14 protein-coding genes are annotated in these 15,383 nt (G+C 39.9%); 2 read left to right on the top strand and 12 right to left on the bottom strand.

Annotation, left to right across the window (positions count from 1 at the left end):
- Positions 1-11 precede the first annotated feature (11 nt).
- The gene (locus BN8899_RS16950; protein ID WP_065220278.1) at positions 12-1,298 is read right to left on the bottom strand and encodes an outer membrane beta-barrel protein; all 1,287 of its coding nucleotides are present in this window, start codon (positions 1,296-1,298) and stop codon (positions 12-14) included.
- Positions 1,291-1,824 (bottom strand): RNA polymerase sigma factor, encoded by a 534-nt coding sequence (locus BN8899_RS16945; protein WP_018336349.1) that lies wholly within the window; start codon positions 1,822-1,824, stop codon positions 1,291-1,293. The genes BN8899_RS16950 and BN8899_RS16945 overlap by 8 nt, the downstream gene beginning before the upstream one ends.
- Positions 1,825-2,016: 192 nt before the next feature.
- On the opposite strand from BN8899_RS16945, the gene BN8899_RS16940 reads away from it, so the two are divergent.
- Entirely contained in the window at positions 2,017-2,748 is a 732-nt protein-coding gene (locus BN8899_RS16940; protein ID WP_018336350.1) for a hypothetical protein, read from the top strand.
- A gap of 50 nt (positions 2,749-2,798) precedes the next feature.
- Here BN8899_RS16940 and BN8899_RS16935 read toward each other — a convergent pair whose 3' ends face one another.
- Positions 2,799-4,577 carry an aminopeptidase P family protein gene (locus BN8899_RS16935; RefSeq protein ID WP_065220277.1) on the bottom strand — a complete coding sequence of 593 codons (1,779 nt, stop codon included), beginning with the start codon at positions 4,575-4,577 and terminating at the stop codon, positions 2,799-2,801.
- 650 nt (positions 4,578-5,227) lie between these two features.
- Here BN8899_RS16935 and BN8899_RS16930 point away from each other — a divergent pair.
- Positions 5,228-5,656, top strand: coding sequence for a helix-turn-helix domain-containing protein (locus BN8899_RS16930; RefSeq protein WP_018336352.1), 429 nt, complete (start codon positions 5,228-5,230; stop codon positions 5,654-5,656).
- Between the two features lie 213 nt (positions 5,657-5,869).
- On the opposite strand, the gene BN8899_RS16925 is transcribed toward BN8899_RS16930, so the two are convergent.
- The 9 genes from BN8899_RS16925 to BN8899_RS16885 all read right to left on the bottom strand — a co-directional run bounded on the left by BN8899_RS16925 (position 5,870) and on the right by BN8899_RS16885 (position 15,383).
- A complete protein-coding gene (locus BN8899_RS16925) occupies positions 5,870-6,775 on the bottom strand; it encodes a dihydroorotate dehydrogenase (RefSeq protein ID WP_018336353.1) in 906 nt (301 codons plus the stop codon).
- Entirely contained in the window at positions 6,763-7,524 is a 762-nt protein-coding gene (locus tag BN8899_RS16920) for a dihydroorotate dehydrogenase electron transfer subunit (protein ID WP_018336354.1), read from the bottom strand. Before BN8899_RS16920 ends, BN8899_RS16925 begins: the two co-directional genes overlap by 13 nt.
- A gap of 33 nt (positions 7,525-7,557) precedes the next feature.
- Positions 7,558-10,317: an excinuclease ABC subunit UvrA gene (uvrA, locus tag BN8899_RS16915; RefSeq protein WP_065220276.1), complete on the bottom strand. Its 2,760-nt coding sequence runs from the start codon at positions 10,315-10,317 to the stop codon at positions 7,558-7,560.
- 127 nt (positions 10,318-10,444) lie between these two features.
- On the bottom strand, positions 10,445-10,885 hold the full coding sequence (gene rplI, locus BN8899_RS16910) for a 50S ribosomal protein L9 (RefSeq protein WP_018336356.1): 441 nt from the start codon (positions 10,883-10,885) through the stop codon (positions 10,445-10,447).
- 21 nt (positions 10,886-10,906) lie between these two features.
- Positions 10,907-11,176, bottom strand: coding sequence for a 30S ribosomal protein S18 (gene rpsR / locus BN8899_RS16905; protein WP_018336357.1), 270 nt, complete (start codon positions 11,174-11,176; stop codon positions 10,907-10,909).
- 3 nt (positions 11,177-11,179) lie between these two features.
- Entirely contained in the window at positions 11,180-11,527 is a 348-nt protein-coding gene (rpsF, locus tag BN8899_RS16900; RefSeq protein WP_026207228.1) for a 30S ribosomal protein S6, read from the bottom strand.
- Positions 11,528-11,661: 134 nt separating this feature from the next.
- Positions 11,662-12,687 (bottom strand): endolytic transglycosylase MltG, encoded by a 1,026-nt coding sequence (mltG, locus tag BN8899_RS16895; protein WP_231932410.1) that lies wholly within the window; start codon positions 12,685-12,687, stop codon positions 11,662-11,664.
- Positions 12,688-12,708: 21 nt separating this feature from the next.
- Positions 12,709-13,755: a nucleoid-associated protein gene (locus BN8899_RS16890; RefSeq protein ID WP_018336360.1), complete on the bottom strand. Its 1,047-nt coding sequence runs from the start codon at positions 13,753-13,755 to the stop codon at positions 12,709-12,711.
- A 5-nt stretch (positions 13,756-13,760) separates the two neighbouring features.
- A complete protein-coding gene (locus tag BN8899_RS16885; RefSeq protein WP_231932409.1) occupies positions 13,761-15,383 on the bottom strand; it encodes a DUF3078 domain-containing protein in 1,623 nt (540 codons plus the stop codon).

Here is a 15,383-nt window from a genome sequence, read left to right as displayed (position 1 = left end):
AAAGACGAACTTTAGAAATTTATCCCGATACCTGTTGAGAACGTGAAGGAGTATGGCTTGAAATCAATATTGCTATTTTTGCTAAGAGATTGTAAATAATACTTGAATCCCGGCTCTAGTTTCAGACGGATTGATTTGGATAATGGATACTCGATCCCCAAGCCTACGTTTGTGCTTATATTGAATGTTCGAATATCTTCGGCTTCTCCCATTAATTCTTTCTTACCGCTGTAATTCACGTAAGTATGATTGCGTACGAGAAAGCTTGCCCCTAAACCACCTAGAATACTAAATCGGATTTTATTGTCGTTCAGGTGGAAGCGGAAAGCCAAGGGGATCTCGATTGCATCGAATTGCTGCTCAATACTTCCTTCTTCATCCTGATCACCCTTTAAAGACAAATAATTCTCGGAAGTCGAAACGGTTGCTTTTGCTTGATTTTTCACGTTACCAAGTGGGGTATAAGCGTGTGTATTAGTCGTGTAACTGACCATATCTCCACGAGGCACGAACACTTGTGCATCCGATGTCTTTTGTCCCATTCTAGAATATCCCAACCCGGTTTCAATAGATATACGTTTTGAAGGTTTCACGGCGAAAGTCAACCCTCCACCTAAATTGAAGATACCCGTCATCTGGCTGTTATCATATTGGGCGGAACGAGCATTCTCGTTATTAACGTGATAACTTCCCGAAGAATATCCGGGAGAGATATAACCTCCAACCATAAATATTCTCTCTTCTTTCGTGGGTTTTACTTTAGGCGCATTCTCAACAATTTCATGCCCTCCCAATAAAGCTAAATATTTCTTTTGGTTTTCCAACGCATTTCCATTCACGAGCGGGATAAAATCACCGCGAACAGCCGGCATTTTCAATTCTTTCTCGGGCTGCTCTACCCTCAAGTCATCTAAAGACGACATATTAAGTTGCACGGGAACGAGCATCCTGGTATCCGTTTCGGTGAAGCGAATTTCCCGTTTCCGAGTGATAGCCGGGATTGAACGGGGGGTAGAAGTAAATGCTAATATTTGATTTTCATTCTGAGAGTTATCAATTGGATTGAGAGTTGCAACAGGAGCGAGAGGATATATGCCTGTTTGTTTGTCAGGAATTAAAAAAGTAATACATAATAGTAAAATGATTGCGGCAGCAACCCCACTATATGTATAAATACGCCTCAGGCGTCGTTGCTTCATCACGAAATGGGAATCAATCCTTTCCCATACCCGTGCCGGAGGCTCGACGGAGACTTGCTCCAAGGCATTCTTAAATAATTTCTCTAAATTCTCACTCATCTCTCAAGTATGCATTTATCTTCTTCTTCAAAATATCTTTTGCCCGTGCCAGATTGGATTTTGACGTACCGTCGGAAATACCCAGCATCGCGGCGATTTCTTTGTGCTGCATGTTCTCCATGACATACAAGTTAAAAACCAACCGATACTTTTCCGGTAATTGATTGACAAACTCAAACAACACGTTTGGCGGAATGCTCAAATCGTCACCAACATCGTCTTCGTCCACTACATCAGGAACTTCTTCGACAACCTGCAACGAACGGTTTTTCCGGTATTTCTCCAGTGCGGTATTAATGAATATACGTTTCATCCATCCCTCGAAAGATCCTTTCCCCGTGTACTGTCCAATAGACTCCAGAATCTTTATAAAACCATCCTGTAAGTTATCTTCAGCCTCTTCGCGTGATTTGGAATATTGGATGCATATAGCAAACATTTTAGCAGAGAACATATGATAAAGTTGTTCTCCCGCTTTTCTGTCTCCTTTTTTACATCGTTCGACTATTTTGTCCAAATTACACATTGATAACTTATTTCTTAGATGCAGTATTACGCGAATGGTTGCGTTCGTTACGCGAAAAAATAAAAAAAAATCATTACTAGCTAAAAAGCCGTCGTTTTTTTTGCATCCTATTGTTTTTTTGCGAATATTCGCAGTGTGATTTCAAAAACCAAATGTGATTACGAATATTTTAAACTATAAAAAACGGCTAAAATGAAAACATTTCTAAATTTAAAACAGTATTTAATTTTATTTGCAGCAATATTCTCTTTGACGTCTTGCCTGAAGAGTGATGATCCTGATTTTCAGATTTATGGTGGGGCGTGTGTTAAACAGGAGGTAACTAAGATTCCTGGAGTTGATGGAGAAGAAGCAACATACAGTAGTAAATTTACACCATTAATTTTTGTTCGAGGATATAATTACGAGCAAATAACCAATTGCACCGTTTCCGGAGGAACAACTATGATAATGGGGAAAGTTGACGATTATGGTTATATTTGGCAAACTTCTATTATTTCATCTTCTACAGATTTTCCGACTGGAACATACGTGGTGACTGCTACAAGTGTTGAAGGTGAGCAAGCTCAAACTTCTGCATCTTTTAGTTCAAGTTCTCAAACTATGAAGAATAAATTGGAAGGAAGTATTAATTACAGCAATAATAAACTTACTTTTGAATTCAATAAGGTGGAAAATGCTACAGCATATTTAGTCGTTGCTAAAAGTTCTTTAGATGCCACTTTTTTTGAGTTTGCGACTATCCAGGAGTATACAGAAGCTCAGATTTCTACGGGAGCACTCACTTTAGAAAAGTCAAGTATTGATAGTAAAATAGCACAAGCCGGGAATTATTATTTGATAACTGTTGCCATTATTTCATCAAATAGTGGCAATCTAGTCTATCAAGAAGGCGATCAATTTGCATCTTATACAAGAGAATGATTTGCATTAATGAAAAAACGCCTTGCATTCGTAAGGCGTTTTTTTATGGATTATATTTTTGAAGTCTTTCCTTTCAGCCACTTCTTTTCTTTATCCGTCAAATGGGGTGCCACTTCTTGATAAACCCGTTCGTTATAATCATTCAACCATTTGATTTCCTCCTTAGTCAACAATTCAACTAAAAGGGCGGAGGTATCAAAATAACAGAGTGTGATCGTTTCAAACTGATAGAATTCTCCAAATTCATTCTCTGCTTTCAGTTGGCAGACAATCAAATTCTCGTGACGGATACCATGTGATCCTTCCCGGTATAATCCCGGTTCATTGGAAGTGACCATGCCCGGAAGCATCTCTTGATTTTTCAGATCCGGTCGTATAGATTGCGGTCCCTCGTGCACGTTAAGGAAATAACCAACACCATGCCCGGTTCCGTGCCCGAAATTTCTAAGATTCATATATAAAGGCAACCTTGCAACTATGTCAATGTTGCATCCTTTTGAACCTTTAGGAAAATACAGCATACTAAGGTCTATCATTCCTTTTAATACCAGGGTGTAATCCTCTTTTTCCAAGCGAGTTAAATCACCTAGGGGCATAGTCCTCGTGACGTCCGTGGTACCATGTATATATTGTGCCCCGGAATCCACCAAATACAATCCTCTAGGTTGCAATTCCGATTGCCGTTCAGGAGTCGCTGAATAATGAGGAAGGGCTGCATTCTTTCCATAAGCAGAAATCGTGTCAAAGCTATCGGACATATATCCTTCATTCTCCGCTCTGAATTTCGTGAGTTGCTCTGCGGCTTCAATTTCTGTAATTGTCCTTTCCGCCAGAGTTTTTTCTAGCCAGTAAAAGAATTTCGTTAACGCCACGCCGTCTTTTTTGCAAGCCAACCGGAATCCTGCCAATTCGGTTTCATTCTTCACCGATTTCATTAGAGGAATAGGCGATTCCGCTTCTTTCGTGTCAAAACGCTTTACCAATCGATTGTAGGCAGCATAATTACACGTGTTCGTGTCTACCAGGAATTTCTTCTCTTTATCTTGTTCATCCAAGAATAGAAACAGATGATGATAATCATGCAATTCTATTCCATCGGCTTCCAATTGTTTCTGTACTTCCGGGGTAATCTTGTCTAACTTTATAAACAAATGGGATTTCTCCAGCTCGACAATTGCGTAGGCAATCGCCAACGGGTTGTAGGATATATCATTGCAACGAATGTTATACATCCAGGCGATTTCGTCCAGGCAACTAAATAACATGGCGCCACCACCTTGAGCGGTAATAAATTGACGAACCCGGGCTATACGTTCACTTGCCGATTCCCCGACATATTTTAAATCCAGCCGCAATAATTTCCCCACGGGAAGAGCCGGACGATCCAGCCACATTTCCCCGAGTAAATCAATTTGTTCCTGTATCGTGATGTTTTTAGGAGCCAAGGTATTTTTTAAATTACGGACATCACTCACGGACATACAAAAACCGTCTATACCCACCTTGGAATCCGGTTCCAATACTTCTGCCAACCATTGTGGGTAATCCACTGCTCCCGGGATACGTAATTTATGCAACGTGATGCCGGAACCTGCCAATTCTTGTTCCGCTTGAATGAAATATCTTGTATCCGTCCATAAGCCAGCGTCATCAGTTGTTACAACCACGGTTCCGAATGATCCGGTAAAACCGGAAATCCATTTTCTCTGTTGCCAGGGAGCTGGAAGGTATTCACTATTGTGAGGGTCTGTGCCGGATATGATGTATGCGGTAATATTCTCGCGTCGCATGATCCGCCTTAATTCGGTAATTTTTTCTTGTATAGTCATGACTAGATTTTTTATTGTTTCAAATGTAAAGTTTTTAATGCAGATAACAAAGCTCTCGTTTGTTACATTTGTAAAAGACATAACATCGCTCGATAACATTACATTTGTAATGTATAAATACTTGATAAAGTTGAAATCAAGCATTTGTCGAGTAGGAAAATAAAAGTACTTGATGATGGCGGTAATTACGCATTAACTTTTATAAACAATGTAAATCAATATACTAAAAACCAATATTTTACACAACATATTCTATTGTAACCATTCAAGTAAATTCGCTTCTTTCGTCTTTATCGATTCCTAAGTACTTGTAAATAAATGTAAACTTGAATGTTTATATTATTATACTCCAGTGTATTACAAGTGTTGAGTAAAGTTTTAGTAAAAGATAGTCACAATGTAGAGATGTTATTTAAAACACTGTATATTAATATATTTATAATCAAATGAAAGATGATTAAAGCTGTAATATTGTAAATACAATAAAAGCGACTGGCTATTAAACAAATAGGAGTGATGCTTGGATGTTACATTTCTACATCCAAGTTTTCTGATTACATCTGTAAATATATGTTATTACAAATGTAATTTTGAAATCTCAACAAGAAACATTACATTTGTAATGCAAGATTTTACAAAAGGAGAGAGTTATGCAAGAACGATTGAATCAAATAATAGAGCAAAAAGGATTGACAGCAACTAAATTTGCTGCATTGATCGGCGTAAATGCATCGACCATATCTCATATCCTAGCCGGAAGAAATAAACCGGGATTCGACATTATCAATAATATCGCAAAAACCTTTCCGGATATAGATTTAGGTTGGTTAATCACTGGGAACGGATCTATGTATACATCCTCTCTTCCTAAAGAAAAAAATATAATTCCTGAAGAACCAACTTTATTTGATTTTAATGAACCCCAAGGACACTCCGATTCTCAAAATCGTGAGAAAGAAAAAAAATCAGAAATAGAGGTTATCAGCCGAACTATTGCCAAATCTCCGACAAAGAAAATCAAACGGATTGTTCTATTTTTTGAAGATGGGAGTTTTGAAGATTACATGAGTGGGCTTTAGAACGGGAAGAAAATAGGAAGAGAATAAGGTGAGAACAGGCTACAACATCATTATAACTCCAGACCACCACCTGAATAACACCGGAATGGTCAATTGTTATTCAGGTTTTCCTGAATCTGAGTTTTACCGGGGAAACCTCATTTCATCTCGAACCTACCGTATTCTCTTCTCTATTTTTTCATCATGAAAAAAATCCAGGCACTAGATTTCAAATTAAATCAGACCGATAATATCCCGCACGCACGTGAAACCATTCTGATCCAAGTAGTCATTAATCCCGTCGATCACCTTGACGGTTACCATCGGGTCAATGAAGTTTGCCGTACCGATCTGAACGGCAGACGCCCCAGCAAGTAAAAATTCTATCGCATCAGTAGCGCTACAAATTCCACCCAAACCGACTACCGGTATTTTTACCACCTTGGCAACTTGCCACACCATCCGCAAAGCCACGGGTTTCACGCAAGGACCGCTCAGTCCCCCGGTGATTGTGCTTAAAACCGGTTTCCTCGTTTTCGTGTTAATCGCCATTCCCATCAGCGTGTTAATCAAGGAAACGGAATCGGCTCCGGACCCCTCTGCCGCTAAGGCTATTTCCTGTATGCTAGTCACGTTCGGCGATAACTTTACCATCAGATGTTTCTTGTACACCTTTCGGACTTCATTCACGACTTCTGAAGCTGATGCACAGGAAGTTCCGAATGCCATGCCACCTTCTTTCACGTTCGGGCACGATATATTCAACTCTATTCCGGGAATATTCTCCAATTCGTTGATTTTCTCGGCGGTTGCGACATAGTCACTCACCGTGGAACCAGAAACATTAACCAGAATATTACTCTTGATATCCTTGATCGTCGGGTAAATGTGTTCGATAAAATAATCGACGCCTTTATTTTGCAATCCCACGGCATTTAGCATACCGGAAGGAGTTTCTGCCATACGGGGGTAAGGATTTCCTTCACGATGTTTAAGCGTAGTACCTTTTACAATAAACCCACCTAAACGTTCCAGATCAATAAAATCCTGGAATTCTGTCCCGTAACCAAATGTCCCGGATGCTGTCAACACGGGATTCTTTAATGCTAAACCATTGATATTGATGCTTAAATCTGCCATTTCAAGTCTTTTATATTAAAAATAGGACCTTCCGTACACACACATTTATGACCTTCCTTCGTGTCTGTCACGCAACACAAGCAAGCCCCGATTCCACACGCCATCGTGTTTTCCAAAGATACTTCACATTCTATATTTTTAGAATTGGCATAACCGGCAACTGCTCTCATCATCACTTCTGGACCGCAACAGAAAATATGGTCAAACGATTCGTTCAGTATAGAGTGTTGAGTCACGTATCCTTTTTCCCCGAAAGAACCATCCTCGGTAGTATAATATACCGAAGCGTATTTTTCAAATTCTTCTTTACGAAGAATGTCTTTATCCGTGCGTGTTCCGATTAATACCACGGGAGATAGTCCCCGGGCTTTCATTTCCCGTGAAAGATGCAGCATCGGGGCAACCCCACAACCACCGCCTATCAGCAGTGGTCTACCGGAAGAAGGAATTGTAAAGTTATTACCCAAAGGTAGTATAATATTCAACTTCTGTCCGGGCTCAATTTCTCCCAGGGTAGATGTCCCACATCCTACAATCTTGATAAAGAGATACAATAGTCCATTCTCTACATCTACATCATGCACGGATATAGGTCTTCTTAAAAAAGTGGATGGAGAATGATCTACCCGTACATTGACAAATTGTCCGGGTTTTATCTCCGGCAATTCAGATGAATACAGTACCAGCAGAATGGTATCGTCATTCAATCTCTTGTTTTCTTTGACCGTGAAATCTATAATCTTCTTCATTTATTCAGTATTTCCCAATAGTTTCTATTTATATCATTTAGTTCGCAACTTCTCTGCAAGATATTTACCCGTGTATGAATTTTTACATTTTACCAACTCTTCCGGAGTTCCCTCAAACACCAGGTAGCCCCCTTCGCTTCCTCCCTCGGGACCCAAGTCTATGATATTATCGGCACATTTGATCACGTCCATGTTATGTTCGATGATTAATACCGTGTGTCCTCGGTCGATTAATGCGTTTAAGGAATCCATCAACTTGTGAATATCGTGGAAATGCAATCCAGTCGTGGGTTCGTCAAACACGAACAACGTGGGATCTGCATTTTCTTGGCTTAGGTGATACGCTAATTTCACCCGCTGGCTCTCTCCGCCACTCAACGTGCTGGAAGACTGCCCCAATTTGATATACCCGAGTCCGACATCAACCAATTTCTGCAATTTTGACACGATACTACGCTCGCTATGGCTTGTCCCGGAGGAAAAAAATTCAACGGCTTGATTTACCGTCATCTCCAGAATATCATATATATTTTTGTCTTTATACTTGATTTCCAGCACTTCGTCCTTAAACCGTTTTCCTTTGCAATGCTCGCATTCCAGGTAGACGTCTGCCATGAATTGCATTTCGACCTTGATTATTCCTTCTCCTTGGCATTCTTCGCAACGCCCGCCCGGAACATTGAAAGAGAAATGAGCCGGTTTGAAACCGTTTAATTTAGCCAATTTCTCGTCCGCATATATTTTTCGAATATCATCCCACGCTTTCAAGTAAGTGACAGGATTGGAACGGGAAGATTTCCCGATCGGATTCTGGTCTATATACTCGACTCCATGTATTAAGTCGACATCACCGGACAATTTATTAAAACTTCCGGTACGGTCGGAATAATCCCCGTAGTATTTTTTTAAGGCAGGCACAAGAATCGTTTTGATTAATGTACTTTTCCCCGAACCACTTACACCGGTCACCGCCGTCATGATTCCTAGAGGAATCGTGACATTTATATTTTTCAAGTTATTTTCCGTTGCCCCGGAAAGTTCGATTTTGCGGCTTGATTTTTTCCTGATCGCGGGAACCGGAATGCTTTTTTTACCATAGATATAATCGGCAGTCAATGTATCCGCTTTAGTAAGTTCTTTTAGTAAACCCTGAAAAACGATTTCACCTCCCAGGCGTCCGGCTAACGGTCCCACGTCGATAATCTCATCGGCTGATTTAATAATATCTTCGTCATGCTCCACGACAACAACAGTGTTGCCCAAATCTCGAAGACGATGCAACACGTCAATCAACCGATCCGTGTCTCGGGAGTGTAGTCCGATACTCGGTTCATCCAAAATATACAAGGAGCCGACCAAGGCTGATCCCAAGGAAGTTGCCAAATTAATACGTTGTGATTCTCCCCCAGAGAGAGAAGAAGATAAACGGTTGAGAGTTAAATAACCAAGACCGACATCCAGCAAGAAATTGATTCGATTATGAATATCCGGAAGTATACGAGCGGCAATCGTTCGATCGTGTTCGGATAAATTCAGTGTATCGAAAAACGTTTTCAGTTCCGTGATCGGCATATCCACGAGTTCGGTAATCGCTTTACCACTTATTTTCACGTAAGTAGCCTCTTTTTTCAAACGAGTTCCATGACATACCGGGCACTTCGTCTTCCCGGTATAACGTGCAATCATCACCCGGTTCTGTATCTTGAACTTCTTGGATTCTAGATACTCGAAGAAAGCGTAGATTCCGCTTTCACTGTTCCAGAGAATATTTTTTTCCTTTTCAGTCAACTCATAATAGGGGGTATGCACGGGAAAATCTACCTTGTGTGCGTTTTGCACGAAATAGTGTTTCCATTCACTCATTTTTTCTCCCCGCCAACACATGACGGCATCATCATAAACACTCAAGGATTTATTCGGCACCACGAGGTCTTCGTCTATTCCCAAAATCTTACCGTATCCCTCGCATTTCGGGCAAGCCCCGATAGGAGAGTTAAAACTGAACGTGTTGATTGTTGGTATTTGAAACGTGATTCCGTCTGCTTCAAATTTATTTGAGAAGGACTTTATTTTACCATCGATTTCCACGTAACAAGTTCCATCGCCCTCGTATAGAGCCGTTTCAATTGAATCTTTGATTCTGGAAATCGTATCTTTTTCATGATTGACTCGGATTCGGTCGATCACTAGAAAAATCTCCTTCACAGGATCAAGCACTTCTTGTTTGTCGATCAAATCGGAGATTCGGATAAATTCATCGCCATATTTCAATCTTGCGAATCCTTGGCTAATCAAAAGAGGAAGTCCCTCGTTTGTCATGTCCTTGGATTTTGTCATGATAACAGCAACTTGATCTGTATCTTGATCTAGAACGTATTTGCTAATATCATCTACACTATGACGTTTCACTTCTTCACCGGAAACCGGAGAGTACGTTCTGCCGGCTCTCGCGTACAAAAGTTTTATATAATCGTACAATTCAGTGGAGGTACCTACCGTTGACCGAGGATTTGAGGTGTTCACCTTCTGCTCGATAGCCACGGCAGGAGGGATGCCCTTGATATAATCGCATTCCGGTTTATTCAATCTTCCAAGGAATTGACGCACATACGAAGAAAGGCTCTCCACGTAACGACGTTGTCCCTCGGCATATAAAGTATCAAAAGCTAATGAAGACTTACCACTTCCGGAAACTCCGGTAATCACCACCAGTTGATTCAATTTTATATCCAGATCAATATCCTTCAGGTTGTGAACCCGTATTCCTTTCAACTCAATTCTCTGCTTGCTCATATCTGTCCTTCCAAAATATTTACAAAGATACGACTTTTCTCATAAAAAAAGCACCCTTGAGAGGGTGCTTTTAGCGTTTGGAATATGTTTGGAAATGCGTTTAAGTCTTGTTAATGACTTGTTTTAATTATTCAGAAATTACTTCGAACTCAACATCAACTTTAACTTCTCTGTGAAGTTTGATGAGAGCGGTGTAAGTTCCTACTTCTTTTACGTCTTTCAGCATGATTTTCTTGCGGTCGATATCGAAACCTTTTTCTTTCAGACTTTCAGAAATCATGATGCTGTTAACAGAACCGAAAATCTTACCGGTAGAGCTAGTTTTAGCGCCGATGGTAAGTTTTACTTCTGCTAATTGTGCTGCTAATTCTTCTGCTTCAGCTTTCAATTTTGCTTCTTTGTGAGCTCTTTGTCTTAAGTTCTCTGCAACAACTTTTCTAGCTGAAGGGGTTGCTAAAATAGCATAACCTTGAGGGATAAGATAGTTACGACCGTAACCTTGTTTAACATCAACGATGTCATCTTTGTGTCCCAAGTTTGCTATATCTGTCAATAAAATTATCTCCATTTGTGTCCTCCTTCCTTAAAATTATTTCATCAAGTCGGTTAAGTAGGGCAACAAAGCAAGATGTCTTGCTCTCTTCACGGCGGTTGCTACTTTCTTTTGGTACTTTACAGAAGTTCCGGTAATTCTTCTGGGAAGAATTTTACCTTGTTCGTTCAAGAATTTCTTTAAAAATTCCGGATCCTTGTAGTCGATAAATTTGATTTTTGCTTTTTTGAATCGACAGTACTTTTTCTTTTTGATTTCAACCGTTGGGGGGGTCAAATATCTAATTTCACTTTCGTTCTGTGCCATGGCTTATTTCTCCTCTTGTTTTACTTGATTTTTTGCTCTTCTTTTCAGTGCATACTCGTAAGCATACTTGTCTAATCTGAACGTCAAGAAACGAATCACTTTTTCGTCTCGTCTGTAAGAAGTTTCCAGTTTGTCAACTAAAGAACCTTCTCCTTCGAATTGGATCAAGTGATAAAAACCTGTCGTCTTCTTTTGGATTGGATAAGCCAGCTTGCGTAGTCCCCAAGCCTCCTCGTGCTCGATATTGCCTCCATTTTCAGCAATAACAGCTTTGAATTTTTCTACCGCTTCCTTTACCTGTATTTCAGATAAAACGGGAGTTGTGATGAAAACGGTTTCGTAATGATTCAACATAACTGATTGTTTATTAATACATTAAAGTAATAAAAATTATTTTATCGCCCGCAAAGTTACAACTTTACTTCGGATTTACAAAGAAATCGCCCATTTTAGTTTCCAGCCACACGGTTTTAGTTTAGCTTCTCTTACTTCCATATTTTCCGTTTATTTAGTTCTTTATGATATTCACGGGCATAAGCGTTGTGTTGTCGGAGGGTACGGGAAAAGTTATGATATCCGGAAAAGTCGCTTTTAGCGCAGAAGAATAAATAATCATGTTTCTGGTAATTCAGTACGCTGTCAATAACTTTTATGGAAGTCATCCGAATTGGTCCCGGGGGAAGCCCCGCATACATATAAGTATTATAAGGTGAATCTATTGTCAGGTAACGATCCAAAATCCGGGAGATCGTGAAATCACCAAGCACAAATTTCAACGTGGGACAAGCATCCAACTTGATTCCTTTGTTCAGTCTGTTGATGTAAACCCCGGCAATGACAGGGTACTCTTCTGCTTTTATGGTTTCTTCTTCAATAATAGATGCCAAAGTGATTACTTCTTCAGGACTTAATCCCATTTCTTGGGCTTTTGCTATACGTTTTTCATTCCAGAACCGAGTGTACTCCTTCTTCATACGCTTCAATAAATCCATAGCCGATATATTCCAATAAATATCATAAGTATTGGGAATAAACATCGCCAAAATAGTATTGGAATTAAAACCAAATTCAGCAAGTACGTTCGGATCGGTAAGCAAGCCCATCAACTCGCCTTTGGAAACGGCTAAATCTTCAAAGGCTTCATCGGCAAATTCTTCCAGCGTCCGCATATTATTGAATGTGAAATGAACCGGAATTTGATTTCCCGCCCGAAGCATATTAATCAGCTCGTTGTTGTTCATACCATCTCGAATTTTGTATTTCCCGGGCTTCACTTGGGAAGAATACTTTTTCAACTTTGCCACGCGACTGAGAGTGTTAGGATGTTTGATATACCCCCGGCTTCGCAAGGTTTCAAACACTTGAGCCACGGAATTACCATCCCGGACATAAAGAATCCCATCATCCGTCACCACCGTGTTAGGCGAAAACACATAATAATAACCGACACCTCCCAAGGCGATCCCGAGTACGGCGATCACCGCAAAAAATACAAGAATTCTCTTTGCCATTTTGCTCATCAGGTAAAAGTATTAGTTTTCTTCCCGGAAATACAATTTATAATAATTCATATCCCGATCTGCATCATAACCTTTCTCGATGTATTTCTTTTGCCCATGAATATACACGTGGAAATTCTTGTCCAATTTCAGCACGTGCTTGAAATATTTTTTTTCGTCTTTGACGGCACTGTTGGAAACATCAAACTGGTCTTTTAAAGCCAACTCGTTCTTTTCCTCGTAATAGTTTTTGAAATCTTCAAAAGCATTGATTATCTGGGGATCACTGACGACTTCTTCTTTGAACAAGCTCTCGTTGAACACATCAGCCTTATTAAAATAATCGATAGAACGATTCAGCATATCGATCTGGTCTGCCTTGGGTATATCGTTTTCTTGATTATAGACCTCTTGCACGAAATCTTTACAAAGTTTCAGGTAATTAGAAGTTTGGAAATAATTATCCTCACATTGTTCCAATCCCAGGAAAGCAGTAGTCCAATAAATTGCCTCCGAAGAATTGGTTTTATCAAGAATACTTACCCGATAACCGTTTTCCCCGTCGATATTGAATATCAAACAAGCCTTGTCCAGCTTTTTGATATTAAGACCTCTCTCGCTTTCAAGCTGGTAACTATTCTCGTTAAGAATGATTTTCAAGAAAGTATCTTTTGTTTCCGACTTGAAAATACCAATAGCATCACAAGGACCTTCTTCCAGCACACAATTCTTAAAATGTACCATATAGAGTTCTCCTGCCTTGATATTCGGGTGATTGGATTGGTCGAACAAATGTTGGGCTATATTCACGGAGGCTTCATAGAAACGGGCATCATCCTCGAAGATGGAGTTTACCGTGCTATACACCAAATTGTTATACAAATCTTCCTCCACGGGTGCAAAACGGTAATACGCATCCTTTTTGAAAGGGGAGAGGAAATAACTCTTCAATAAACTGTGTACATCCATATCATCCGGCAAGAAGCACGACTCGGAAAGGCGTAACTGACCATCTTCGTATTTATTACCGATGTCATGGATCACGATATTATTAATTTCACAAGAATCAAAGTTCATCATAATGTTTAAAATCTAAAATGTACTCCTATATTCAATGTTTCTTTAAACTGTATCTTTTTTGAATCGTTCTGGTTATACACAGCATTGGCGTATATTGATGTCTGCATAAAGTAATTTATTCTAAAATTCAATGTCAACCGCCAATCAACCGTGAGTTTCTCCGGTTGCTCGTAATAACTTGAAAACAGCATCAAGTGATTATCCACGTTGAGAAATTTAAAAAGCGTGTGCTTATTCTTCAACTCAATCTTGGCTCCGGCATCACTTTTATATCTTTTTCCGGCTTCAATACCGTACCGGGTGACATCCACCGAGTTTGTATCCCGTACATATACCCACTGCCCGGCAATAGGGGAGAGATATAACGAGATATTATCCTTCGGTTTATAATCCAAACCCAAAGATAAAGTAAAATTACCGGGTGACAAAAAGTTTGCAATCACGGTTTCTCTGTCCGAGGCGTTGTATGAATTGAACAATACGGTATTCATATCAAACTGGGTAGCGTAATTCCAGTGCCGGAACGCCTTAACACCGAGTTTGGATTGTATTTCCAGTTTATCCTCATTTTTACTTAAATCTTCACTTCCGCTCTTTAAAGCCCCCAACCGATAGCGGAATGAATTTTCCCACGTTGTACTTCTCTTCTTGTAAGTGGCAAAATATTTCAAATCGGAAAGAATAGAAAGCGAATTTTCACCACCGCTAGCCCAGTTGCTACTGATAAAACCTTGTCCGAACGATAATGAAACATCGGAATAATAAGTCCAATGCCGTCTTTCTATTGTACCGATTTTCATTTCAGCCAAAACGAAATAAGCAGAATCGGAAGCTACCAGCAAACATTCTTCCGGTTGTTCTTGCCGGAAAGCGAATCTTCGTGTCTGGTAGACATCATTATCCAGTAGAAATTTAATCTGTTTACCCCGTGGCATCACTTTTATCCAGCCACCGATAGAGTCCCCGACGAAATTCTCCGTCATCATACGATGGTATTCAGCACGTCCCGTGTTCAGCCATATATTTTTTGAACGATCGGAAGCACCCAAAATCGTGATCAAAACAGAATCACGGCTTCTTTCTTTCATCCATTGATAATTCTCGTCCTGCTCCATAAAAGCGAGCAGGGCTTCCAGATCCTGATTCAAAAATATATCATACCGGGTAGAATCCAACAAATGTAAAGAATCCAATTCCGGGTTAGCCCGGTAAAAATCAAGACTATCCCTCGATATACGCTCTTGAATCATTGCAATAGCCTCTTCTTTGGCTTTAACTGTTTCAAAATACGTTCTCACGTAATTCAGCATATATTTAATATGCTCGTTTTCAGCATAATCTCTCAAAATTCTGATTGCCCGACTCAGTTCGTAATACTTGTACCGATCCCTTTTCAAGTTATCTAGAGCGTAACGAGTGGCAGGATTATTTATATGTGTATTTTTCAAGTATTGGTAGACGTATTTTATTTGAGGAACGGTATGAGAAATAGAATCTGCACGAGTATGTTTTACCGGCAACACGTACGAAGGATGTACCGGCATCACCCGAGAGTGTTTCTTTTCTTGAGCGAAAAGAAAATTCTGGGACAAAGTAAGAATAAAAAATACAATAACAACAGACCTCAT

The sequence above is a fragment of the Butyricimonas sp. Marseille-P2440 genome (genome assembly GCF_900091675.1).
Lineage (GTDB): Bacteria > Bacteroidota > Bacteroidia > Bacteroidales > Marinifilaceae > Butyricimonas > Butyricimonas synergistica.
The sequence above is the reverse complement of the archived record's forward strand: the minus strand, read 5'-3'. Positions and strand labels throughout refer to the sequence as shown.